The 21,475-nt window shown below is 63.4% G+C and carries 20 protein-coding genes; 7 read left to right on the top strand and 13 right to left on the bottom strand.

The window, feature by feature from the left end:
• Positions 1-484: 484 nt before the first annotated feature.
• The 8 genes from ABH924_RS09750 to ABH924_RS09715 are packed head-to-tail and all read right to left on the bottom strand — an operon-like array spanning position 485 to position 9,516.
• Complete coding sequence (locus ABH924_RS09750; protein ID WP_404498371.1) at positions 485-1,606, bottom strand: ring-opening amidohydrolase; 1,122 nt, start codon at positions 1,604-1,606, stop codon at positions 485-487.
• The gene (locus tag ABH924_RS09745) at positions 1,596-3,005 is read right to left on the bottom strand and encodes an amidase (RefSeq protein WP_404498369.1); all 1,410 of its coding nucleotides are present in this window, start codon (positions 3,003-3,005) and stop codon (positions 1,596-1,598) included. The genes ABH924_RS09750 and ABH924_RS09745 overlap by 11 nt, the downstream gene beginning before the upstream one ends.
• Positions 3,002-3,700 (bottom strand): GntR family transcriptional regulator, encoded by a 699-nt coding sequence (locus tag ABH924_RS09740; RefSeq protein WP_234754647.1) that lies wholly within the window; start codon positions 3,698-3,700, stop codon positions 3,002-3,004. Before ABH924_RS09740 ends, ABH924_RS09745 begins: the two co-directional genes overlap by 4 nt.
• 25 nt (positions 3,701-3,725) lie before the next feature.
• Positions 3,726-4,964 (bottom strand): CaiB/BaiF CoA-transferase family protein, encoded by a 1,239-nt coding sequence (locus ABH924_RS09735; protein WP_234754645.1) that lies wholly within the window; start codon positions 4,962-4,964, stop codon positions 3,726-3,728.
• Entirely contained in the window at positions 4,951-5,841 is an 891-nt protein-coding gene (locus tag ABH924_RS09730; RefSeq protein ID WP_404498366.1) for an enoyl-CoA hydratase/isomerase family protein, read from the bottom strand. Before ABH924_RS09730 ends, ABH924_RS09735 begins: the two co-directional genes overlap by 14 nt.
• Complete coding sequence (locus ABH924_RS09725) at positions 5,838-6,812, bottom strand: ABC transporter permease (protein WP_234754641.1); 975 nt, start codon at positions 6,810-6,812, stop codon at positions 5,838-5,840. The genes ABH924_RS09730 and ABH924_RS09725 overlap by 4 nt, the downstream gene beginning before the upstream one ends.
• A complete protein-coding gene (locus tag ABH924_RS09720) occupies positions 6,809-8,344 on the bottom strand; it encodes a sugar ABC transporter ATP-binding protein (RefSeq protein WP_404498364.1) in 1,536 nt (511 codons plus the stop codon). The genes ABH924_RS09725 and ABH924_RS09720 overlap by 4 nt, the downstream gene beginning before the upstream one ends.
• Positions 8,344-9,516, bottom strand: a complete 1,173-nt coding sequence (locus tag ABH924_RS09715) for a sugar ABC transporter substrate-binding protein (RefSeq protein ID WP_404498362.1) — start codon at positions 9,514-9,516, stop codon at positions 8,344-8,346. Before ABH924_RS09715 ends, ABH924_RS09720 begins: the two co-directional genes overlap by 1 nt.
• Positions 9,517-9,805: 289 nt before the next feature.
• Here ABH924_RS09715 and ABH924_RS09710 point away from each other — a divergent pair, with 289 nt between their 5' ends.
• From ABH924_RS09710 to ABH924_RS09695, 4 genes are read left to right on the top strand one after another with little or no spacing between them, the layout of a single operon-like run.
• Positions 9,806-10,744, top strand: coding sequence for an ATP-binding cassette domain-containing protein (locus ABH924_RS09710; protein ID WP_404498360.1), 939 nt, complete (start codon positions 9,806-9,808; stop codon positions 10,742-10,744).
• Positions 10,741-11,850 carry an ABC transporter permease gene (locus tag ABH924_RS09705; RefSeq protein WP_404498358.1) on the top strand — a complete coding sequence of 370 codons (1,110 nt, stop codon included), beginning with the start codon at positions 10,741-10,743 and terminating at the stop codon, positions 11,848-11,850. The genes ABH924_RS09710 and ABH924_RS09705 overlap by 4 nt, the downstream gene beginning before the upstream one ends.
• Positions 11,850-12,950 (top strand): ABC transporter permease, encoded by a 1,101-nt coding sequence (locus ABH924_RS09700; RefSeq protein WP_404498356.1) that lies wholly within the window; start codon positions 11,850-11,852, stop codon positions 12,948-12,950. Before ABH924_RS09705 ends, ABH924_RS09700 begins: the two co-directional genes overlap by 1 nt.
• 53 nt (positions 12,951-13,003) lie before the next feature.
• Positions 13,004-13,906, top strand: coding sequence for a pyridoxal-phosphate dependent enzyme (locus tag ABH924_RS09695; protein WP_404498354.1), 903 nt, complete (start codon positions 13,004-13,006; stop codon positions 13,904-13,906).
• Between the two features lie 14 nt (positions 13,907-13,920).
• Here ABH924_RS09695 and ABH924_RS09690 read toward each other — a convergent pair whose 3' ends face one another.
• Positions 13,921-14,847 (bottom strand): LysR family transcriptional regulator, encoded by a 927-nt coding sequence (locus ABH924_RS09690; RefSeq protein ID WP_404498352.1) that lies wholly within the window; start codon positions 14,845-14,847, stop codon positions 13,921-13,923.
• Positions 14,848-14,993: 146 nt separating this feature from the next.
• Here ABH924_RS09690 and ABH924_RS09685 point away from each other — a divergent pair, with 146 nt between their 5' ends.
• On the top strand, positions 14,994-15,434 hold the full coding sequence (locus ABH924_RS09685) for a VOC family protein (protein ID WP_404498350.1): 441 nt from the start codon (positions 14,994-14,996) through the stop codon (positions 15,432-15,434).
• 39 nt (positions 15,435-15,473) lie between these two features.
• A complete protein-coding gene (locus tag ABH924_RS09680) occupies positions 15,474-15,773 on the top strand; it encodes a muconolactone Delta-isomerase family protein (protein WP_234754619.1) in 300 nt (99 codons plus the stop codon).
• A gap of 58 nt (positions 15,774-15,831) precedes the next feature.
• Here ABH924_RS09680 and ABH924_RS09675 read toward each other — a convergent pair whose 3' ends face one another.
• The 3 genes from ABH924_RS09675 to ABH924_RS09665 all read right to left on the bottom strand — a co-directional run bounded on the left by ABH924_RS09675 (position 15,832) and on the right by ABH924_RS09665 (position 19,474).
• Entirely contained in the window at positions 15,832-16,098 is a 267-nt protein-coding gene (locus ABH924_RS09675) for a GlsB/YeaQ/YmgE family stress response membrane protein (RefSeq protein ID WP_234754617.1), read from the bottom strand.
• Positions 16,099-16,206: 108 nt separating this feature from the next.
• Entirely contained in the window at positions 16,207-18,474 is a 2,268-nt protein-coding gene (glgX, locus tag ABH924_RS09670) for a glycogen debranching protein GlgX (RefSeq protein WP_404498347.1), read from the bottom strand.
• Between the two features lie 100 nt (positions 18,475-18,574).
• Positions 18,575-19,474: a diacylglycerol kinase family protein gene (locus tag ABH924_RS09665; RefSeq protein WP_234754614.1), complete on the bottom strand. Its 900-nt coding sequence runs from the start codon at positions 19,472-19,474 to the stop codon at positions 18,575-18,577.
• 343 nt (positions 19,475-19,817) lie between these two features.
• Between ABH924_RS09665 and ABH924_RS09660 the strand changes: the two genes are divergently transcribed.
• On the top strand, positions 19,818-20,699 hold the full coding sequence (locus tag ABH924_RS09660; RefSeq protein WP_404498345.1) for a transglycosylase domain-containing protein: 882 nt from the start codon (positions 19,818-19,820) through the stop codon (positions 20,697-20,699).
• Between the two features lie 58 nt (positions 20,700-20,757).
• On the opposite strand, the gene ABH924_RS09655 is transcribed toward ABH924_RS09660, so the two are convergent.
• The gene (locus ABH924_RS09655; protein WP_234754595.1) at positions 20,758-21,399 is read right to left on the bottom strand and encodes a hypothetical protein; all 642 of its coding nucleotides are present in this window, start codon (positions 21,397-21,399) and stop codon (positions 20,758-20,760) included.
• Positions 21,400-21,475: the final 76 nt, after the last annotated feature.

Below are 21,475 nucleotides of genomic sequence, written 5' to 3'. Positions count from 1 at the left end.
AACAGGAATGGGAAGGGACTGGATCTGAAGGTCTTTACCGAATTCAGTTACTACGGCTGCTTGCATTGTCGTCGTCATTGGCGAAATCCTTGCGTCGTTCAAGCGTGGAGCAAATGGAGCATGAAATTTGGGCGTCTGGGGCCGAAACACAACCATCGCGAGCCCCGTTGCGAGCAGGTCGATGGAGCGTTGGCTTCAGCCTAGGGGCGGGAGGGTTGCGAGCAGGTTGCAGCCTTGTGAGTCAGTTCACATGCACCTGCACGTTCCACGTTCGGATTCCGCGCCTAAGCCGTCATTTAGTCACGCGGCGTCGGCCTTAAGAATATCGGGGCCTCGCATCTGCTCGCGTGAGAGGGCCGCCGTTTGCTCGCTCTCGCAAGTAGCAAGTCGGTTCGGGACTATTAGCGCTTTCAGGCGAGTTCATATCGGTTCCTTCGAAAATAGGCCCCAAGGGTTAGATAAGGTTGCAACAGCGGCGAGTCCGTTATTCCGTCGCTCTGACAATGACTGCCAGCGGGTTGCCGTTGGGAGGGCCTTGATGCGAATTCCGCTCACCACCGCTGACGAAGACCGTGGTGTGGCCGGTCTGCGAGGCCAAGAGAAAGCCGCCCATTGCCTTGGCGACGTGGTAACCGACCTGGTCGTCCAGCATGGTGATGCGTCGGCCGTCCAGCTCGGCTGTTTCGGGCATAATCATCTTGGCCAAGGCGTACACAACAGATTTTGACGTTTCACTGACGTCGCAGCCGGCTCCGATGCCTGCGGATTCGAGAGCACCGCTTACGGCGGATGCGTCGATGATGGTCCGCATTGATCGGTGGCCGATACGCAATGGGCTGGAAGAGTCAGTGGAGTTGCCGAGCAGCAGAACTTCGGCATGGGTTTTCTCGCCCCCGGAGGAAGTCATGGCGACGTCCGAGAACACCGACCAGTCCCTGCGTACCATCGAATCGTGTACTTGGTAGTCGTCTGCCTCGCCCAAGGCGAGGGCGACGCCGAGCGCGGATCCGTCGTTGGAGTAGCAGATGGCGCCCTCGGCTCCGATGGAGACGTCCCTGGTGACAGTTTCATGGCCACGGGAGTTCGCGTCCGCGATCGACTCGGCGGTCAGGGACGGCGCCTTGACGAGGACGAGGTGGACATCGGCCGGATCCGTCAGCCCGGCATCCTCCATGGCAGCGCTGACGGCCGACCGGACCTTGGAGATCTGGCCCATCCGCCCGACTTCCTCGGGGAGGATTTCCTCGGAATGCGACAACCCGACGACGAGGCGCGGACTGCCGCTGCCCGGTTTCGGAGCGGGGTCGGCCGTCCGCGTGAAGAGGGCAACGTGGGGCGTGATCACCCCGGGGCTGCCGCCGGAGAGCACGATGCAGACCCGGTCGGCGACCTCTGCCGGGCTGGATCCGGTACGCTCGGCGAGGAGTGTCCGGATGGCCAGATCGGCGGTCTCCCGGCCGACGTCCCGGCCCAGGCCGGTCCCCTCGCTTTTGCCCACGACGGCGACGACGTCGGCGGGATCGATAGTTCCGGCGTCGAAGAGCTTGGCGATCTCCGAGACATCGGCAGGGGTTCGCATCTGGCATACATGCACGTCAGTTCGCATCCGGGATCCTGTTCTTCAGTGTTGTGGTGGGCACCCCTTCGGACGCCTGTTCCAGCGCCGCGCCGAGCGCGAGCGCGATATCTTCCCTGAAAGGGGGCGCGACGACTTGGACGGAGATGGGCGCTCCCGAGTGGGTAGTGGCGACGGGCACGGACAAGGACGGGAAGCCGAAAAGGCTGATGGCCCGGCTAGGTGCCAGCAAGGGGAAGTTCGCTACATCCCCGTGCAGGTCCCGGGGGATGTCAACGCTCACAGGCAGGATGAGGGCCCGCTCCCCCGTGAGCCACTGACGAAGCTTGGCGACAATCTGGTTCCGGTGTTCCCACAGCGCGGCGCGTTCGGCTCGGCCGGGTTCCGTCCGGTTTCCGAGCATGGCCCGGACGGGGGCGCCAATGAGTCCCGGGCGTGCAGTATTGAGGGCGGCGATGGTGCTCATGGCGTCGGCGGCACGGAGCAGGTCATAGACGTGAAGCCCGTCGTTGACGGCGTCGGGCAGGCCCTCCTGGACACGCGTTCCGGATGACCTGAGTGCTTCGACTGCGAAAAGGACGGTTCGCACAACCTCGGGGTCCACCGGGACGTTCCCGATGTGGGTACCCCAGCGGACTTCGATGTCACGCGGGTCCACTTCGCGGTAGTGCCCCAGCGGCTCGTCGACCGCGACCGGGTCGATGCCGTCCGGGCCGCTGATCACAGAAAGCACTGTGTGCATGTCATCGATGCTCCGGCCGATCGGGCCGATGACCTGGACGGCGTCCTGGAACGAGACTGCCTCCACTCCCAGCGGATCGGCGCCGGGAAGGGTCGGCTGCTCCCCCGATCTGGGGACGCGTCCCACGGTTGGACGCAGACCGACGAGGCCTGTGCACTGGGCCGGCCAGCGGATCGAGCCACCATAGTCGCTCCCGAGGCCCACCAATGACATTCCGGCGGCAATCGCGGCGGCTTCACCGCCGCTCGATCCCCCTGGCGTCCACTCTCCGAGCGGATTGAACGTCCTGCCGAACAACTCGTTGTTCGTGTCCACGCCCAGGGCAAACTCCGGACAGTTGGACTTGCCCATGAGGACGGCGCCGGCGGCACGCATTCTGGCCACGGCAGTTGCGTCGACTCCGGCGCTCCAGTTTTCAAGGGTCCGGGATCCGCAGGTGGTCGGCAGGTCTGCCGTCGCGAGCATGTCTTTCACGGTGAACGGAATGCCGGCAAGCGGGCGGTCTGTCCAGTCCGATGTAGCGGCTTCTTGCTGGGCATTGGTGCTCCGGCTGCAGACCAAGGCATTGAGTGTGCCGTTGCGGTGTTCAATCTGGTCCCCCGCATGCTTCACAAGGGCGTCACCGGCCAACCGTCCGGACCGCACCTGCGCCGCGAACTCCCGCAAGGTCACCGGGGTGGCGGTCACCCTCCAGCGCCAATCAGATCATCGAGATTTTCAAGGAGAGACGCGTTGCCGTGATGGGCGATCTCATACAAGACGGCTTCCTTGTCACCCGTTTCGATGCTTTCCAGCAATTGGGCATGGCGGGGGTGCATGTCTTTGCGGTCACCGAACATCTGTTCGCGGAACTTCAGGTTGTATCCCATGCAGAGTTCGAGCTGAAGGCGGAGTCCTTCGTAGGTGTTGATGAGCCGTTTGTGACCCGGCAGCGAGATCAACGCCAGGTGGAAGCGGCTGTTGGCCTCGACCGCTGCTTCATCGTTCATTTCTTCGGCGGCGACGCGCATGTCTTCGAGGGCATCGCGCATGGGCTGAAGCCGGCTCGGGTCCAGGACCGGCATGCCCAGTTCCACGGCCATCCGCTCCAAGGCGAAACGGAGGGAATAGATCTCCCGGACGTCTTCGGCCGTGATGGGGATGACGATGAAGCCCCGACGCGGAAGGCTTTGGACCAGCCCGTCCCGTTGAAGTATCCGCAAGGCCTCTCGCAGCGGCGGCCGGCTGACGCCGAACATCTCCGACAGCCGCTCCTCAACCAGCCGTTCCCCGGGCCGGAATTCCCCGGACACGATCAGGCCCCTCAGCCGCTGGACGACGGCGTCGGCCATGGTCGGGACGACGACTTTGCTGGTGCCGTGGGCCGTTGCTTCAGCACTCATGGTGTCTCCTGATCGTGGGTCGGGTTCATAGTCCGCCATTGCTGACTCTGTCAAGGTCCGGGTGGACGTGGACCGGACCCGTGATGATGCCGGCCTCCATCAGGCGGGCGATCTCCGACGACGGGACGCCAAGTTCCGCCGCGATTTCCAGCGTGTGTTCGCCCAACATGGGTGCGGGGCGGCGCAGCCAGCCGTCTTCGCTGCCCTGGACCTTGACCGCCTGGCCAAGCACTTTCATGGTACCCAGTTCCGGGTGCTCAACGGTTTGCACCATGCCCAAAGCCGCCGTAATCGGGTGATTAAGGGCTTGCTCCAGGTCCAGCACACGTCCGCAGGGAATGCCGGCGTCGTTGATGAGCGGGATCCACTCGTCCGCGCCCCGCGTTGCCAGGGCATCCTCGATGAGACGGCGGAGCTCGACGCGGTTGGTCATGCGGCCAGCGTTGTCGGCGAATCTGGGGTCCTCGGCCAAACCATCCAGGTTCAACACGGTGCAGAGACGCCGCCACATCTTCTCGTTCCCCGACGCGAGGGTCACCGACGCGTCCCGGGTCTTGAACGTCCCCTGCGGGAACATGATCGGGTGATCGTTCCCGTCTCGTCCCGGGACGAGACCCAAGCTGAGGTACTTCTGCGCCTGGTACGACATCAGCGTCAGGGTGGACTCCATCAGCGAGGATTCAACTACCGAACCCGAGCCCGTCCGGTCGCGCTCGTGCAGTGCCGCCAGGACGCCGACGGCCGCGAAGACGCCCGTCGCTGAGTCGCTGATGGCAATCCCGACGCGCAGCGGTCCGGTCTCCTGTGTCCCGGTCACACTCATGAGGCCGGACATCGCCTGTGCCGTCTGATCGAATCCGGGAAGCGCGTCGCCTGGCGGCTTGGTGCCGAATCCACTGATATTGACGTAGATCAGCCGCGGATTGCGGGCCCGGAGCAGTTCGGCGCCCAGACCCATCTGTTCGGCCGTTCCCGGACGGAAGTTCTGGACGAAGACATCTGCGTCATCGATGAGCCCCAGCAGCAGGTCCCGGCCTTCCGCCTGTCGGAGGTCCACGGCAAACGAACGCTTATTGCGGTTCGATGCGAGATAGTAGACGCTTTCATCTCCGTGGAACGGGCCGGACTGGCGGGCCGGATCCCCGGTCGGGAGGGTCTCGATCTTAATGACGTCGGCCCCTAGGTCTGCCAAAAGCATCGTCAACGTCGGACCCGAAAGATAGCGGGTAAGGTCAATGACTTTCAAACCGTCAAGCGCGGCCATGAGCGGGGATCCTTCCGTCAGTGAAATTCGGGGTCCGGCCGGTGAGAAATGCGTCGATTCCTTCGCGGAGATCGTTTCCCTCGTAGGCCTGGGCGTGCAGTTCACGGATCAGTTCGTGCCCATCCGTGACCGTGGGGTCGGCGGCGAGCGCCGTTACCTGTTTGGTAGCCCTCACGGTGACTTCCGAGCTTTCGACAATGTTCCATGCCAAGCGGGCCGTCTCGGCACTGAGTTCCCCGGCCTCGACGACCTTTTGGACAAGGCCCCAGGCCAAGGCCTGGTCCGCTGTGGCGAGGGCGCCGCTGTAGACGAGGTATTTGAGGTTGGCGGCCCCGATGAGGCCGGTGACGGCGCGTGTCTCGGTGAGCCCCAACGTCACCCCGAGCCTGCCGATCGGAATGCCGAAACGCGAGCCGGTGCTGGCCAAGCGGATGTCGCAGGCTGTTGCGAGTTCGCATCCGCCGCCGACGGCCAGGCCGGCGATCATGGCGATCACCGGGAAGGGTACGGACTGGATCCCCTGCAGGGCCACGGCGATCGCTGCGTTGTAGCGGTCTGCCGCGGTGGTCCCTAGGCGCTTTGCCGGGAACTCCGAGATGTCGGCGCCTGCACCGAAGGCCCGTCCCCCGGCGCCCCTCACGATGACGACACGCACAGCGGGGTCATCGCGTAGGTCGGTGAAGACCGCGCCCAGGCGCTGCCAGCCGGCGAGGGTCAGGGCGTTGTGCTGGGCCGGGCGGGTGAGCGTGACCACGACGGCGGTCTTGTTCCCCAGCGCCAGTGTCTGGACTGCGATCATGTCCTTCACGGTGTCCGCTGAAGGCTCTGCTTCGAGGACGGCGAGCAGATCCTTCGCAGCTTCAATGACGCGCATCATCCGTTGTCCAATGGAACCCGGCGTCGGGATAGCTGGGACAAGGCGACCGCTACGAGCAGGGCACCGCCGTAGAAGAGCTGCTGGACGTAGGACTGGATTCCCATCAGTTGTAGCCCGGTGATTCCCGTGACCAGGAAGTACACGGCGATGGCAGTCCCCCACGGATTGAATCTGCCGGGCATGATGCTCGTCGCTCCGAGGAACGCCGCTGCGAAAGCGGGAAGCAAGAGGTTCGTGCCCGAGGTGGGATCGGCGCCGCCTGAGGTCCCGGCGTAAAGGACTCCCGCGACTGCAGCAAGGGTCGAGGACCCCATCAGCGCGCCGACCCGTACGCGTCCGACGCGGACACCGCTGAGCTTGGAGACATTCCGGCCACGCCCAACGAAGAGCAGGCGGCGTCCAACGGAGGTGTATTCCATGATCCACCACAGCAGGGCGCACAAGCCGACGGCGTAAAAGAACGCCAAGGATATACCGCCAAAGCGTTTTACGATGACCCAGTCCACCAGGGTGTGCGAGATTCCCGAAATGGTTGCGGAGTTGCTGACCCAGAGGGTAATTCCGCCGAGCAAGGTACCCATGCCGAGGGTGACGATCAGCGATTCAATCCCGAAGAAGACCATGATGATGCCGTTGAGGAAACCGACCAGCAGGCCCATCGCGAGGGCGGCCATGATCGCGGCCCAGATGGGCCATCCGTATTGGACGTTCAGGATAGCGATCATCATGGCCGACAGGGTGAGCACCGCACCGACCGAAAGATCGTAGTCGCCGGCGGTGAGGGGAACGATCAGGGCCAGTGTCAGGACGAGGAGGACGGCTTGGGAGCCGAACATCGTCTGGAACGTCGCCGGGGTCAGGAAGACGTGGGGATTGGCGATGCCGAAACCTATGATCAGCAGTAGCCACGCCCCGGGCAGTGCGATGCGCTGAACCAGGCTGAGCCGGCCTCCGCCTTTGAGTAGGGTCATGAGGCCTCCGCCGGTTGGGCGTCCTGGTCCACTGCGTACGACTGCTCCGAGATCTCTTCCTTGTTCACGTGGGTTCCGGTCAATTCCGCCACGATCCGCCCCTGTCTGAATACCAGGACGCGGTCGCAGATCAATGCCAGTTGTTCGTGGTCGCTGCTCGCGCATAGCACAGCCATCCCTTCTGCGGTCGCTGACCGCAATACGCTGAAAATTTCTTCGCGGGCGCCGACGTCGACGCCCTGTGTCGGTTCATGGACCATCAGCAGTGACGGTCTGGTCTGCAGCCATTTGGCCATGAGAACCTTTTGCTGGTTGCCGCCGGACAGGCTTGAACACGGCAGGGTCGGATCATTGGGCCGCACCTGGAAGGCGGAAAGAACCTTCTTGGCCTCCTCGCGCATGCGGGAGCGGCGAAGGATGGGGCCCTTCTGGAATTGGTCCATGGTCTGCATGCTGACGTTGTCCAGGACCGAGAGGGAGAGAATCGCCCCGTCGCGAGGCCGGTCGGCCGGAACAAGCGCCATGCCTGACCGGAAGGCGCTGGTCGGGTTTTGGCCCCGCAAACGCACGACTGATCCATTCAAGGCCAGGGTGCCGGTCTCGGCTTTGGCCGCGCCGAACAGAATGTAGGGAAGATCCTCGAAACCGGACCCGGACAAACCTGTCACCCCGAGGATCTCTCCCTCATGAACAGCGAAGGATGCTTCGGCGACAAGGCCACCCTTAAGCCCGTCAATGACTGCGACTGGCTTGGTGGCCGCGATTTGCGCGGCGCTGCGGTGAGACACAGCCTTGAGCTCGTGGCCTACGATCAGCTTGACCAATTCCTCGCGGCTGGTTTGCTCCGTCGCGCCGTTGCCGACAACGCGGCCGTCCCGGAATACGGTGAATCGGTTCGTAAGGCGTTTCACTTCCTCAAGGTCGTGGGAGACAAACAACACCCCGGCCCCGCCCGCGGCGACGTTGCGGGTCAGATCGAAGAGCATCTCAGTGTCGTCCTGCGGCAGGAACACTGTTGGTTCATCAAGGACCAGGAGACCGTTTCGAGGCGCACCGGAGACGGCCCGGACAATTGCCAGGAGCGCCCGTTCGACAGGCCGAAGCGTGCTGACCGCAGCGGACGGATCCAGCTCGACCTTGTACTTCCTAAACAGCTCGTTGGCGATCCGGCGCCAGGACCTCCACTGGATGCCCGCGGAGCGTCCAGTGGAAATCTCATCGAGAAACAGATTCTCCAGGACGCTCAGACTGGAGATGAGACCTAGATCCTGGTGGACAAACCTCATCCCCAGCGCCTTGTAGTCTCCGGGGGCCAGCGGAAGCCTGACTTCGTTTCCGTTCACCAGCAACCGGCCACCGGCATCCGGTTCGTGGAATCCGGCGAGCACCTTGATGAGCGTGGACTTGCCGGAACCGTTCTGGCCCAGAAGCCCGTGGATCTCACCGGCGTTGACAGTGAGGTCAACCCCTTGCAGCGCCTTGACTCCGCCGAAGGTCTTGGCGAGGTTGTTGATCTGCAGAACGGCTGACATTACTTCACGCCCCAGAGGGTCTTGTATCCGTCCTGGAATTTCGCCGGATCTCCGTAGCCATCCTTCTGATTCGCGGGTGTTCCCGTCTCATTGACATTGCTTGAGTCGAAGAGCCTCAACGGAGTTTTTTCACTGGGAAGCGTGGCCGTGCCGGTGAGGACACGAAGGACCTGGTCCATGTTGGCCCATCCCAGCCATTCGAGGGGTTCGCCGATTTCAGCTGCGACAAGGTTCTTCGCCTGGATCATGCTCAGTACCGAAGCTGTTCCGTTGTAGGCAACAATCTTGACGCTGTCTGTCTTACCCGCCTGGGTGATGCCGGTGCCAAGCAACGGAGTCATTCCGTCGAACACCGGGACAACATAGTTGATCGTCGGATCGCTGAGCAGGGCAGCCTGGACCTGGGTGGGGACGTCGGTCGCCCAGTTCGAAATCGGGATGTTCACGACCTTGGCCTTGCAGCTGTCGGGGCAACGGGCTTTCAATTCGTCGCTAAATGCGGACGCGATCCCCGCGCTGGGCTGGACTTCATTGGAGGCCACAAAGTAGGCGTTCACATGACCGCCGGATTGCGCAATCGCATAGTCGGCCATCAGCGTCCCCGCGCGGTAGTGGTGGGCGTCTACGAAGGCCGTCACATCAGGAAGATCCTTTTTTGCTGAACCGATGTAGGACTCGTCGTAAAGGTGGGTGCTGATGACGGGAATCCCTGCCGCCTTAGCCGCGGCAATCTGTGGTCCGAGGAGCTTCGGGTCAGGTGAGCCCTCGAGCACGATCGCATCGACCTTTTGGGCGATGGCGCTGTCCATTCCCTGGATCCACTGCGATACCTGTCCCTGGTTGGTGAACTGAACCACCTTCACTCCGACAGCCTTGCCCGCGTCTCCCATCGCTGCGTCAACAATCTGGTTGAACGGAACAGTGCTGTTCAAACTGATATTGGCCACGACTTTCCCCTTGGCCTTGGAAGCATCGAAAGCCGGACCCGGTGCGGAAAACGACGGTGCCGCCTTCGCCTGGTCGATGAGGGCCTTCACCGCGGTGGTATCGATGGCAGGATTCTGCGTTCCGGACGTGGCCGCACTGCCGCCCTCGGAACAGCCTGCCAGTGCCACGAGCGTCATGGCGGCCAGGGAGAGTGTCAGTGCCCTGAATCGGGTGGTGCGCGTCATTGTGGTTCCTTCAATGTGTTCGGGCAGCGGGGCGGCCAGCCATGCTGCGTGATACGCATCACCTTACTCCGTCTTTAGACTACTGTATACAATTTTCTCCAACTTCTTCGCAGCCGCCGGGTGGAGAACCACGTTCGGGTTCCGCACATCGTCGAAACTCTGATGAGTCAGCGGGACCGCTTGTATTTTGTTCGGCACCGCCCCATCATGGAGCCGTGACGCCGCCAAATGAGTCTGCGCATCGGATCGCGACCGCGTTCCTGCTCCCGCTGTTCGGGGAGGAAAAGGCATGACTGAAACGGCCATTGAGCTCATAGGCGTGACAAAGCGATTCGGCTCGCTCACCGCCGTCGACGACCTCAGCCTGCAGGTTGAACGAGGGGAGATTTTCGGTCTTCTCGGGCCCAACGGCTCGGGCAAAACGACCATCATCAACATGATCAGCGGCCTCAGCCGCCCAAGCTCCGGCGCGGTCAGGGTCCTGGGCATCGACCTGCTGAAGGATCCACGCGGGATCCGACGTTCGCTCGGGACAGTACCGCAGGAGAACGCCCTCTACGAGGAGCTCACAGCGGAAGCCAACCTCCGGTTCCACGCCGATCTCTTCGACGTTCCCCGGCAGGGACTCGACAAACGGATCACCTCGCTGCTTGAGCTGGCGCAGTTGGAGGAACGCCGGAAGAGCCGCGTTTCCACCTTCTCCGGCGGCATGAAACGACGCCTTGCCTTGGTCCGGGCACTTCTCCACGAGCCCGAGCTGCTCTACTTCGACGAGCCCGCCTTGGGGGTCGATGTACAGAGCCGGCGTGCGCTCTGGGACCGGATCCTCGAGCTCAAGGAGCGCGGTACCACGGTGCTCATCACCACCAACTACCTCGAGGAGGCCAACGTCCTCTGCGATCGCCTGGCCATCATCGATCGCGGGCGGCTGGTGGCGCTCGACTCGCCGTCCAAGCTAAGGCGCAGCTTCGGTGACACGGTCGTCGAAATGCGCACCCGGCCCGCTCCCGGGGAGGAAATCCTCCGGAAGGTCCGTTCGCTGCCCGGCGTGGTGTCCGCGAGCAGGTCCGACAGTTCGCTCAAGGTCACAGTGGAGGGCGGCGCCGATGTCACCGGCAGGGTGGTGACCGCCGTCGTCGGTTCCACGAACCTGGAGGAGATCCAGAGCCGCGAACCGAGCCTTGACGAGGTATTCCTGAGCCTGACAGGCAAGGAGCTCCGGGAATGAGTCTCCGTCATGACCTGCGTGTGATCCGGGCAGTAGCGGCGACGGACATCCGCCTCACCCTTCGGGAGCCGTTGTTCGCGATCATCGGCGTCCTCATCCCGATCAACTTTTTGCTTCTCTTCTTGCTCTTTGCGATCAGCGGTGGACAGGCACCGATCGCCGTGGTGATGAATGACCACGGACCGTTGGCGGAACGCTTCGTTCAGGCCATGGACGGAGCGCATTCGTTCATCATCCACACCGCAACCTCAGCCGAAGCGGAAAGTGAGATCCGGGCAGGAAGCATCGTCGCCGTCGTGACGGTACCGCAGGATTTCGATGCCGCGCTGGGCGCCGGAGCGCGGGTGGACGTACCGGTCGAGGTCAACAACCTCAACGTCGACTTCACCAACGACATCCGCCGGGCGGTGCCCCTCTCGATAACTTCCTTCTACGCCGACGCGTTCCCTGACCAAGTGGTGGTGAGTGCGCTCGAGTCCGATGTGCAGGCCCAGGACACCGGCTACATTCCCTACCTAGCCGTCAGCATCGTCGTGGCCGGCCTGATGCTCGCCGCAATCCTGCAAGGCAGTGTCAACACCGCACGGGACTACGAGCTGGGGACCGTCAAAGAGCTGGTACTGGCGCCGGTTGGCCGGCTGGCGATCGGGCTCGGCAAGATGCTTGGCTCGGCCGCGCTCACCGTGGCGTCGGCACTGCTGGTGCTGGGCGTCGTCATCCTGGTGATCGGCGTGCACCCGCTCCATCCCCTGGAAGTGCTTGGGTTCGGATTGCTGATGATCGCCGCCTTCCTTGCCCTCGGCGTGCTCGCCGGAACGCTGGTTCGACGGCGGCAGCAGGCAATCCCGCTCTCCATCGCCTGCATCCTCCCGCTCTTCTTTTTGAGCGGGCCTTTCGGACCGGCGAACTGGTTGGGCGCCATTCCCGGCGCAATCGCCGCCGTATCGCCGCTCACCTATGCGATCGCAGCTTTCCAGCATGCCTTCCACGGTTACCAGACAGCCACCCAGGACCTCGCCGTCGACACGATCGTGCTGGCTGTGTTCACGTTGGTAACGGTCGTGCTCACCGCATTGGTGTTCCGACGCCGGGGAGTCGCGCACTAATGGGAGCGGTCCGGGCAGCGCTCGCGATTGCGGCGAAAGACATCGTGACCTGGGCGCGCACACCGGCGGCCATCGCGGTCAGCCTCCTGCCGCCGATCGCCTTCTTGCTGATCATCTTCATCGTCGCCGGGGCAACCGGCCGCAACCCTGTGGCGGTAGTGGTCGAGGACAACGGGCCGCAGGCCCAGCGCCTCGTGTCCATCCTGGAAGAGTCCGACGCGTTCCGCGTCCAGCCTGCAACCCCGGACGAGGCCACGCACCTGCTGGACACGCTCCAGGTCGCGGCCGCCATCACCATCCCCGCATCCTTCGACGACGACTACCGAATGCATCGGCCGGACCCGGTGCAGATCCGGATCAACAACCTCAACCTCGACTTCACCAACGACCTGCGCCGATCGCTGCCAGCGGCGATTACCCGCTTCTACGCCGGCCAGCCGGACAATCCGATCATGGTCGGCGTCGCCGAGTCGGATCTGAGACCCCACGACGTCGGCCTGGTGCAGTTTGAGCTGGTCCCCATCCTCGTGCTGCTTCTAACGCTCATGGGCGTCGTCAACGGCGGTCTGGCCACCGCCCGGGAGTTCGAGGACCTGACAATCAAGGCGTTGCTTCTCTCTCCAATCAGCCGCGGGACCCTGATTGCAGGCAAGATCCTGGCGTGCTGGGTGACCACGATGCTGGTGGCGGCGGTGGTGCTGATCCTCTCGGCGATCTCCGGCTTCCTGCGACCAGCCGGGTGGTACTGGCTCCCGGCACTGGCAGTCACCGCGCTCATCGCCCTGGCCGCGGCCGGCCTTGGGACAGCGCTGGGAGGCGCCTTGCGCCGATTCTCAGCAGTGTCGGCGTCGGGCATCAACCTGGCGATCTACCTGTTCTTCCTGAGCGGAGGAATCGGCGTCGCAGCTTTCCTGCCCGGATGGATCCAGGCCATAGCGCACTTTACGCCGACCTTCTACGGCGTGGACGCGCTCGAGGCCGCAATCTTCTACCAGTCGACCGATAACCTGGGCCGGGACCTCGCGGTCCTGCTGGCTACGGCCGCGGGCGGGCTCGTTTTAGGGACGGTGTCTCTTCGGCGCCGGCTGGTCGCCTACTAGCTTCCGCCGTCCGCCCTCCGCCCGTTCCCGTGACCTTTGACACGAAGCTAAGGATGGAAAAGAAGATGCAATTCTTTATACGGCCGACCCCGGTAGAAGCGGTACCCCGGCTAGCTGCGGCCCTCGGCATCCCCCGAGACCGTTTGGTCTTCAAACGCGATGACCTGATGGGCCTTGCGGGCGGTGGCAACAAGGTGCGTAAGCTCGAAATCATGATGGCGGACGCTGTAAAGCACCATACGCGCGTCCTCGTCACCACTGGCGCTCAGCAAAGCAATCACGCGCGGCTCACGGCTGCCGCAGGAGCTCGCCTTGGAATGCACGTGATACTCGTACTTGCGGGAGAACGCCCGGAAAAACTCACTGGCAACCTCCTGCTCGATCAAATCCTGGGCGCTGAGCTTGTATTCGCAGGGACCTCGGACACTGAAACCATCGCCGCAGAATTAGCGAGCGAAGGCGACGCGTTTCGGATACCCTTCGGCGGAACGAACGCCCTCAGCGCGGAGGCGTATCGGCAAGCGGGAATGGAGCTACTCGAGCAGGTACCTGATCTGGGGAGCGTTACCGTCGCAGTAGGCTCCGGCGGGACGATGGCCGGCCTGGTCGCAGCCATCGGAGCGGAGCGCGTACTCGGCGTTGACTCCGGAGCGCTCAAAGATGCGCGAGCCGCCGTCGCACGCCTCATCGACGAGATGGGCTTTGCCAGCGGTGCGCTTCGCATTGATGAAGAGCAGGTCGGCGCCGGATACGAATACCTCACGGAGGCGGCACGAGAAGCGATACATCTGACCGCTCGGATGGAAGGCATTATCCTCGATCCGACATATACCGGGCGCGCTATGGCCGGCTTAATCAGCGCAGCACGCCACGATCGTCTACCGGAAGGCACCGCAGTGTTTCTCCATACAGGCGGGCTGCCAGGTCTTTTCGGCAACGACCAAATCCAGTCCTAGGCGTGCGAAACCCATCACCCTTGCTTTCCACCGGTTGGGGGCCAGTGGGTTTCGGTCGGCGGTATTCGCCACCCAGCCGCCGAGGCACCGTCGATCAATGTTCGGATCGCGCTCGTGACCATAGGCCGCATGTCATCCGCGCGGTGCAGCAGATCCCAAGCCCACAGCGGTACCGGGGACGTGACAGGCCGACGGGTCAACGTGGGTGGCATTGGCGCGGCATGACGCTTGGGCGACTGGAGCACTGGCCGCCTCAAACGGGCTACGTGCTCGAAGAACGCGGGTCCGGTAATGCCACCGTCGTCGATGTGTGTGACGGACGCCCCACTGGCCTGCGCGAAGGCCAACGCATAGCGGTTCCACGAGTCCCAGGACGCTTCGTCGACATCGACGAGGACCGTGAGTCCGGCTGCTGGCACACTGTCGTGACGAGCCGCGTGGTGCGTGCCTGGCATGACCGCTTGCAGTCGCTCGTACATTAAAAGCTCGGCGGCCAGGCCCTGCCGCACAACGTCGGCCTCCTCAGTCCACGCGATGGCGAGATCGAGGCTGCCTTCGGCCACCCGCGCTGCCTGGGTGTGGGATGGCAGGACCCACTCGTCGAGCCGGATCCGAAGGTTGGGCATAGTCGCGATCCCTGGGGGAAGCCAACTGACATAGCCCAGCCGCAGCGGCAGCTGTCGGTCGCCGTTGCGAGCCCGATCGAACGCTCGTGCGGCAGCGGCCAAGACCTCCCGGGCATCAGTCAGGAACTCGTTGCCGGCGGGGGTCAACTCGACGTGCCTGCGATCACGGATGAGGAGCCGCGTCCCGAGCTCGCGCTCGAGGTTGATGATCTGTTGGGAGAGCGACGGCCCCGCAATGTGAAGCCGCTCTGCGGCTCGACCGAAATGCAGCTCCTCGGCGACAGCGACGAAGTAGGTGAGCTGCCGGAGTTCCACGGGTTGATTGTACGCCGGGATGACCGGTGAGAGGCGGGGCCTACCAGTGTTCGGATACAAGTCGTGGACCGCAGACGGGCACTCGGGTTGACTCAATGAAAGGGCACCCGCCCCTCAACCAACAAACACCGAAAGGACAGATAGCCATGAGTGCAAGCATCCCGATGAACCTCGAGGTCCAGGTCATCGCGGTATCGGACCCGGACCGATCCAAGAAGTTTTACGAACAACTGGATTGGCGCCTCGACGAGGACGCCGCCCCGATGGAGGGGTTGCGCATTGTCCAGTTCACCCCTCCGGGCTCGGGAACCTCGGTCGACTTCGGCATAGGTCTCAACTCGGCCAAGCCGGGCTCAGCCGTGAACACACTCGTCGTGTCCGACATTGAAGCTGCCCACCACGAACTCGCCGGGCGTGGCATCGAGGTGACTGACATCTGGCACGGTCCGCCCTTCCCCGTTGATGCGCGGCAGCCCGGCGTCGACCCCGAACGCACCAGTTACGGGTCCTTCTGCTCCTTCGAAGACCCCGACGGGAATCTGTGGATCGTCCAGGAAGTCACTGATCGCCTCCCAGGCCGCATCTGACAACAGGCCGCATCTAACAACAAGAAAGAAAGCAGTGCCATGGAATTCCTCACCACCCTCACCACGAACGTCCCGCATGGAACGCCGGAATCGACGGTCGACGCTACAAAGGATCGCGAGGCTATCCGCGCTGCCGAACTGGCGCAGATGGGCCACCTCCTGCGATTGTGGAGGCCGCCCACGGAGCCGGGCGAGTGGCGCACTCTCGGCCTCTGGAGCGCCGACACGGAGGCCGATCTCAAGGAGATCCTGGCCTCGCTCCCGTTGCATGTGTGGATGACTGTGGAGATCACGCCGCTGAATCCACACCCGAACGATCCCGTGGCGGCGAAGGCCTGACCAGCATCGCAGGTATGGACGATAGAAGCGCGTACTCCACGGGTCCCTGCCTCCGCGACTAGACCCTGCTTCGACGTCCTCTGACTGCGCCGAAGATCAGAAGCACGATGATGGCTCCCAGGATGGACAGCAGCCAGGTCCTCAGATCGAAGAAGTCTCCCAGTCCACCACCGAAGGCGAGGGAACCGATCCAACCACCAAGAAACGCCCCGACAACTCCCAGAAGAAGGGTAAGCAGCAAGCCGCCGCCTTGCCTTCCAGGAAGAATGGCCTTTGCGATGGCGCCCGCGATCAGGCCGAGCAGAAGAAAAGCGAGAAATCCCATGGTGCATCTCCTTTGCAACGAAGACCAGCGCCACTCCGGCGCTTCGCCTCTGAGTCAATCAGTATGCTTACTGACAGGCAAGGCCCCGATCAAGAAATAGCCGACCCTTCACGGAGTGTTCCGCTTGCTTGGCCGCCGCCCGGCCGCCGGCTTTTTCGTCTTCTTCGGCTCGGGAACGGTGGGTGACGTGAGCGCCGCGGTTTCGGCGGTAGCCGTATGCGTCAGCGCTGCGAGCGACGCGGCCACCGAGTGGTCGGGCACCTCCTCGGGTGCGCTGTGCGCACGAAGCACTACGAGTGACTTCGCCACGAGGGACACCATGCCGTCTGCTTCGACGGGCGCGGAGTCGGCACCCACCCCCGCTGTGTCGATCAGGATGTCCCAGGCAGGTGCGTATTCGTCCGAGGGCAGCCTGAACTTGACTTCGTCGTCGTGGGCGTTGAAGTAGAGCAGGAAGTTGACGTCCGTGATGCGCCGGCCTTGGTTGTCCTTTCCTTGGATGCCGTCGCCGTTGAGGAAAACACCCACCGAGCGGCCGAAGCCGCTGTCCCAGTCCGACGGCGTCATGGTGGTTCCGTCGACGTCAAGCCATACGATGTCCGGAAGCCTCTCGCCTTCGCCCCGTAGTACCGGGCGTCCGTCGAAGAAGCGGCTGCGCCGGAAGGTGGGATGCTTGGCGCGCAAGGCACTGACCGCGGCCGTGAACTCGACCAGCGGCTGGTCCACGCTGTCCCAGTTGATCCACGTCAGCTCGGAGTCCTGGCAATAGCCGTTGTTGTTGCCCCGCTGTGTCCGCCCGAGCTCGTCACCGTGCAGCAGCATCGGGACACCCTGGGACAGGAGCATGGAGGCGATGAAGTTCCGCTGCTGGCGGGCACGAAGGCCCAGGACCTTCGGATCCTCCGTGGGCCCCTCGACACCGCAGTTCCAGGAACGGTTGTGGGATTCGCCGTCGTTATTGCCCTCGCCGTTCGCCTCGTTGTGCTTCTCGTTGTAGGACACCAGGTCGGCCAGGGTGAAGCCGTCGTGGGCCGTGACGAAGTTGATGGAAGCCACCGGGCGGCGGCCGGAATGCTCGTAAAGGTCCGCCGATCCGGTCAACCGGGAGGCGAACTCACCCAGGGTGGACGGCTCGCCGCGCCAGAAATCGCGGACCGTGTCCCGGTACTGGCCGTTCCATTCCGTCCACTGCGGCGGGAAGTTGCCCACCTGGTAGCCGCCCGGGCCGACGTCCCACGGCTCGGCTATCAGCTTGACCTGGGAGACCACCGGATCCTGCTGGATGAGTTCGAAGAAGGTCGACAGCTTGTCCACGTCATAGAACTCGCGGGCCAGGGTGGAGGCGAGGTCGAAGCGGAAACCGTCCACGTGCATTTCGGTGACCCAGTAGCGCAGGGAATCCATCAGCAGCTGCAACGAGTGCGGGCTGCGCACGTTCAGGGAGTTGCCGGTGCCCGTGTAGTCCATGTAGTGCTTCTCGTCACCATCCATCAGGCGGTAATAGGCAGCGTTGTCGATGCCCTTGAAGGACAGCGTGGGGCCGAGGTGGTTGCCTTCGGCAGTGTGGTTGTACACGACGTCGAGAATGACCTCGATGCCTGCCGTGTGCAACGCCCTGACCATGGCCTTGAAGTCCTGGACCTGCTGGCCGGTATCGCCCTTGGAGCTGTAGCTGTTGTGCGGGGCAAAGAACCCGATCGTGTTGTAGCCCCAGTAGTTGTTCAGCCCCTTGTCCTGCAGGATGCCATCGTTCGTGAACTGGTGCACCGGCATGAGTTCGATGGCCGTGATGCCGAGCTTCTGCAAGTGGGAAATCACGGCCGGGTGGGCCACGCCGGCATACGTGCCGCGCTGCTCCTCCGGAACCTCAGGGTGGAGCCGGGTCAGGCCCTTGACGTGCGCCTCGTAGATCACGGACCGGTGGTACGGGATCCGCGGGAGGTGGTCGCCGTCCCAGTCGAAGAACGGGTTGATGACCACGCCCATCATCATGTGGGGCGCGGAGTCCTTGTCATTGCGGGAGTCCGGATCTCCCATGTCGTAAGAAAACAGAGCGGGATCCCAGTCGATCTGGCCGTGCACTGCCTTCGCGTAAGGGTCCAGGAGGAGCTTGTTGGGATTGAAACGGTTGCCGGACGCAGGCTCGTAGGGGCCGTGCACGCGGTAGCCATACTTTTGGCCCGGCTGGACCTGCGGCAGGTAACAGTGCCAAACATAACCATCGACTTCCACGACATCGACTTTGGTTTCGGAGCCGTCCTCCTGAAACAGGCAAAGCTCGACTTTTTCAGCCCTCTCGCTGAACAAGGCGAAGTTGGTTCCGGTTCCGTCGAAGGTGGCGCCAAGGGGATACGCCGATCCGGGCCAAATTTCCATTCGTGCTCCTCTTATGTTGTCCATCCCGGCAAGTACTAAGCTTGCTGACTATATCCCGGATCGCTCCACCATGAGATTCATTTCACCGGGCGGGCTTTGTTTATCCCAAGGTGGAGAGGGCCGCCGGGGCGCACTCGATCCTGACCGGCATGTTCGCGTCAACGGATTTCACTTCGCCGTCGATCTGGTAGCTCAGGGGCTTGAGGGTGGTGAACGAGTAGCTGCTCGCGCTGGGCTGATCTCCCAGGCCCTTGGTAGCTGCCCGCAGCGCCGTCAAGAGGACCCGCCACTTTGGCATGTGGGCAAAGACGATCACTTCGAATTTTCCGTCAGCGAGCTTGTGGTCCGCGTCGCTGAGCGTGGCGTACTTCGCCATCTCCGGAATGTTGGCGAGCACGAGGCTGTCCAGGCTGCGGCGCGCGCCGTCGGCCTGGCGTATTTCGAAGGGCTCAAACTTCGAGAAGGTCCGCATCACGGAGACCATTTCCTTCAGTGCTCCCTTGCCGCCCTTTTCCAAGTCCATCGCCACCACCGGCGTCAGCCCGAAGCCGACATAGGAGTGCGCGTACTCCCCGGGCGAGTCCGATCCTTTGCCCGTGTGGACGCGCAGTAAGTCGATGCTCCGCACCCTGCCCGCGGCGATCGCTTCCCCCAGCGGCTGGGTCCCTGTGCTCCGCCGGTGATCATTGGCATTGCCCGCCCCCAGCACCGCGCACACGGCCCTGGGATTGCCGCCTTGCATCACACCGTTGACGACCTCGTTGTAGCCGCCGTCACCACTGACGGAAACCACCAACACGTCCCCGCGACCGCGTACAGCATCGCGTGCCAGCTCGACAGCATGTCCGGCGTGGCTGGTCGGCTGGAGCCTGATGTCCGCAGGGTAGCTGAGGAGATCCTCCAACTCGCCGTGGAGACCCTCGGCCAGTCTGCGTGCGTCCCCGGTGCTGTTGGGATTGAAAATGATGACGATCGATTCAAAGGTCCGTGCAGAAGTCATTGCCGCTCCGATATTTGCTCGTGATGACTTCAGTAAGTGTACTTACAATCTTCGGCCGCACCCTAAGGGATTGGGACACAGGCTACTTAGCTGAACGGAACAACCAGCAAGGCCCGGTAGACTTTCGTGCCACCTCTACCCCTTCCAGGGGTAACCGCGCGCGACGAGAAGCGAAGGCAGACCGATGGACACTCCAACACCACCGACTTCGCCTCGGCGTCCGCAGCCAGGGAGCCCCCCTTCAGCCGGCCGCCCCGATCCGGTGCGGGCCAAAGTCATCAGCTACCCGGTGCCAGACCCCTTGGAGCCACAGGGGCCCGCGCAAGACCGGATGAAGCGGTCCGTGACGGAGCCGGATCGGGCCCAAGAGCCGGTTCCCAAAGGCGGCAAGAAGGCCAATCGATCCAGACGGAAGTGGCGCCGCAAGCTCCTCCTGGCGCTCATCGCCCCGCTGGTTCTGGTCCAAATCATCGCCTTCATGTTCAGCATGGGCATGACCCCGGGACGCACCGCCTACATGCTGGAGGCGGGTGAGCCCAACGTCTACCAGTTCGTCTCGATCAACCACATGAGCCGGCACTTGCTGGCCGCGACCATCGCCCATGAAGACGAACAGCTCGGCACACGCAGCGGGGCCTTCGACGTCGGAGACCTCCAGTCGAGGGCACAGGCGTATTTCCAGGGAAAGCCCGACCCCAGCGGTTCCACCATCCCCCAGCAGCTCGTCAAGAACATTTTCCTCTGGGACGACCAAAACGCCGTCCGCAAGGGGATTGAAGCCGTCCTGGCAACCCAGTTCAGCTACACGTTAAGCCCCCGGCGCACCTTGGAGCTCTACCTGAACTATGCCCAGTTCGGTCCCCATCTGTACGGGGTCTGCGCGGCCAGCTGGTACTACTTCGGAACACCGCCGTGGAATATGTCCGATTACCAGTCCGCGCAGCTGATGGGCGTCCTACCGCTGCCGGATCTGGTCAGGCGGGACCCCAACGGGGGCATCTACCTGGGCACAGGCGTCAACCCCGCTGTGTGGAACCTTGTGAACGGAGCGGCAAACGTCTGGGTCCCCCGTCAGCTCGTTGGCCTGGGCGGATGGCAGGCGGCCGTCGCGACGATCGGCATCACCGACACTGCCGACAGCCATGCCAACCAGCGCGCCGACAACGACGCATGCTCGACCATGCCCCAAAGCGTCAAGGACCGCATCCAAAGCGAAGCCGGCTAGGACCACCGGGAACGAGTCCGGCAACGTCGCAGCACGAGTACCCGCACGGACGCCGGGCTCAACTGCGCGGCGCCGGCAAGTCCAGGTTCCAGTGGCGCGAGACCATCAGCAGCCAGTCGACGTCGTCATGGCCGCCGCCCGCGGGTCCCGGCGTGATGAAGAAACGGGAGACAACGCGCTGCGAGCCTTCGGCGTCGCCGTAGAGGACATCGACCGTAAAGCCGTCGCCGGCCGCTCCCGCGGTTGCGTTGCGGAAGTCGGCCGACTCCGGGTCCCGGATCGCGACCTGGCAGAATCCGGCGTCGTTGGCCGGCACGTAGATGTCCCGGGTCAGCCTGTGGAACTCCTCCACCGGCGACAGCGGAGCCCTGGCATCCGGCGGCAGATGCCAGCCGTGCAGGACCGCCACTCCTGCACCCGCGTTGCGCACAGACATCAACAGGTACACAGCGTTATCGCTGATCTCGAGAGTGGCATGTCCACCCCGCACGACCATCCACTTGCCTTCCATGAACCGCACCTTCTGCGGGGCGTCAGACCAATTGGAGGGCAGCAGGATAGGGCGCAATCCATTCAGCAGGGCGCGCTCGGCCAGCCGCGCCGATCGGTTGGCCGATCTCGTGGAAATGAACGTCGCGACGGCGAGAACAGTCGTACCAAGCGCGGTGCCAAGGTTGGAGAGTAGAACCCAGTCGACCATAAGCCACATTCAACGCCTGTCCTGCCTCGCGGGCAATGGACCTCGGCGCTTGCAATATCGGCGAAGGCGCGGCGCC

Origin of the sequence: Arthrobacter sp. GAS37 (genome assembly GCF_044908325.1) — a bacterium.
In the GTDB taxonomy this organism is placed as follows: Bacteria; Actinomycetota; Actinomycetes; order Actinomycetales; family Micrococcaceae; genus Arthrobacter; species Arthrobacter ramosus.
Note: the sequence above shows the minus strand (reverse complement) of the source record. Positions and strands in the feature narration are given on the sequence as shown.

Coding starts and splice junctions, on each gene's coding strand:
- ABH924_RS09750 (WP_404498371.1), bottom strand. CDS start 1,606: ATGCGAACTGACGTGCATGTATGCCAGATGCGAACCCCTGCCGATGTC.
- ABH924_RS09740 (WP_234754647.1), bottom strand. CDS start 3,700: ATGAGTGCTGAAGCAACGGCCCACGGCACCAGCAAAGTCGTCGTCCCG.
- ABH924_RS09735 (WP_234754645.1), bottom strand. CDS start 4,964: ATGGCCGCGCTTGACGGTTTGAAAGTCATTGACCTTACCCGCTATCTT.
- ABH924_RS09730 (WP_404498366.1), bottom strand. CDS start 5,841: ATGATGCGCGTCATTGAAGCTGCGAAGGATCTGCTCGCCGTCCTCGAA.
- ABH924_RS09725 (WP_234754641.1), bottom strand. CDS start 6,812: ATGACCCTACTCAAAGGCGGAGGCCGGCTCAGCCTGGTTCAGCGCATC.
- ABH924_RS09720 (WP_404498364.1), bottom strand. CDS start 8,344: ATGTCAGCCGTTCTGCAGATCAACAACCTCGCCAAGACCTTCGGCGGA.
- ABH924_RS09715 (WP_404498362.1), bottom strand. CDS start 9,516: ATGACGCGCACCACCCGATTCAGGGCACTGACACTCTCCCTGGCCGCC.
- ABH924_RS09710 (WP_404498360.1), top strand. CDS start 9,806: ATGACTGAAACGGCCATTGAGCTCATAGGCGTGACAAAGCGATTCGGC.
- ABH924_RS09705 (WP_404498358.1), top strand. CDS start 10,741: ATGAGTCTCCGTCATGACCTGCGTGTGATCCGGGCAGTAGCGGCGACG.
- ABH924_RS09700 (WP_404498356.1), top strand. CDS start 11,850: ATGGGAGCGGTCCGGGCAGCGCTCGCGATTGCGGCGAAAGACATCGTG.
- ABH924_RS09695 (WP_404498354.1), top strand. CDS start 13,004: ATGGAAAAGAAGATGCAATTCTTTATACGGCCGACCCCGGTAGAAGCG.
- ABH924_RS09685 (WP_404498350.1), top strand. CDS start 14,994: ATGAGTGCAAGCATCCCGATGAACCTCGAGGTCCAGGTCATCGCGGTA.
- ABH924_RS09680 (WP_234754619.1), top strand. CDS start 15,474: ATGGAATTCCTCACCACCCTCACCACGAACGTCCCGCATGGAACGCCG.
- ABH924_RS09675 (WP_234754617.1), bottom strand. CDS start 16,098: ATGGGATTTCTCGCTTTTCTTCTGCTCGGCCTGATCGCGGGCGCCATC.
- glgX (WP_404498347.1), bottom strand. CDS start 18,474: ATGGAAATTTGGCCCGGATCGGCGTATCCCCTTGGCGCCACCTTCGAC.
- ABH924_RS09665 (WP_234754614.1), bottom strand. CDS start 19,474: ATGACTTCTGCACGGACCTTTGAATCGATCGTCATCATTTTCAATCCC.
- ABH924_RS09655 (WP_234754595.1), bottom strand. CDS start 21,399: ATGGTCGACTGGGTTCTACTCTCCAACCTTGGCACCGCGCTTGGTACG.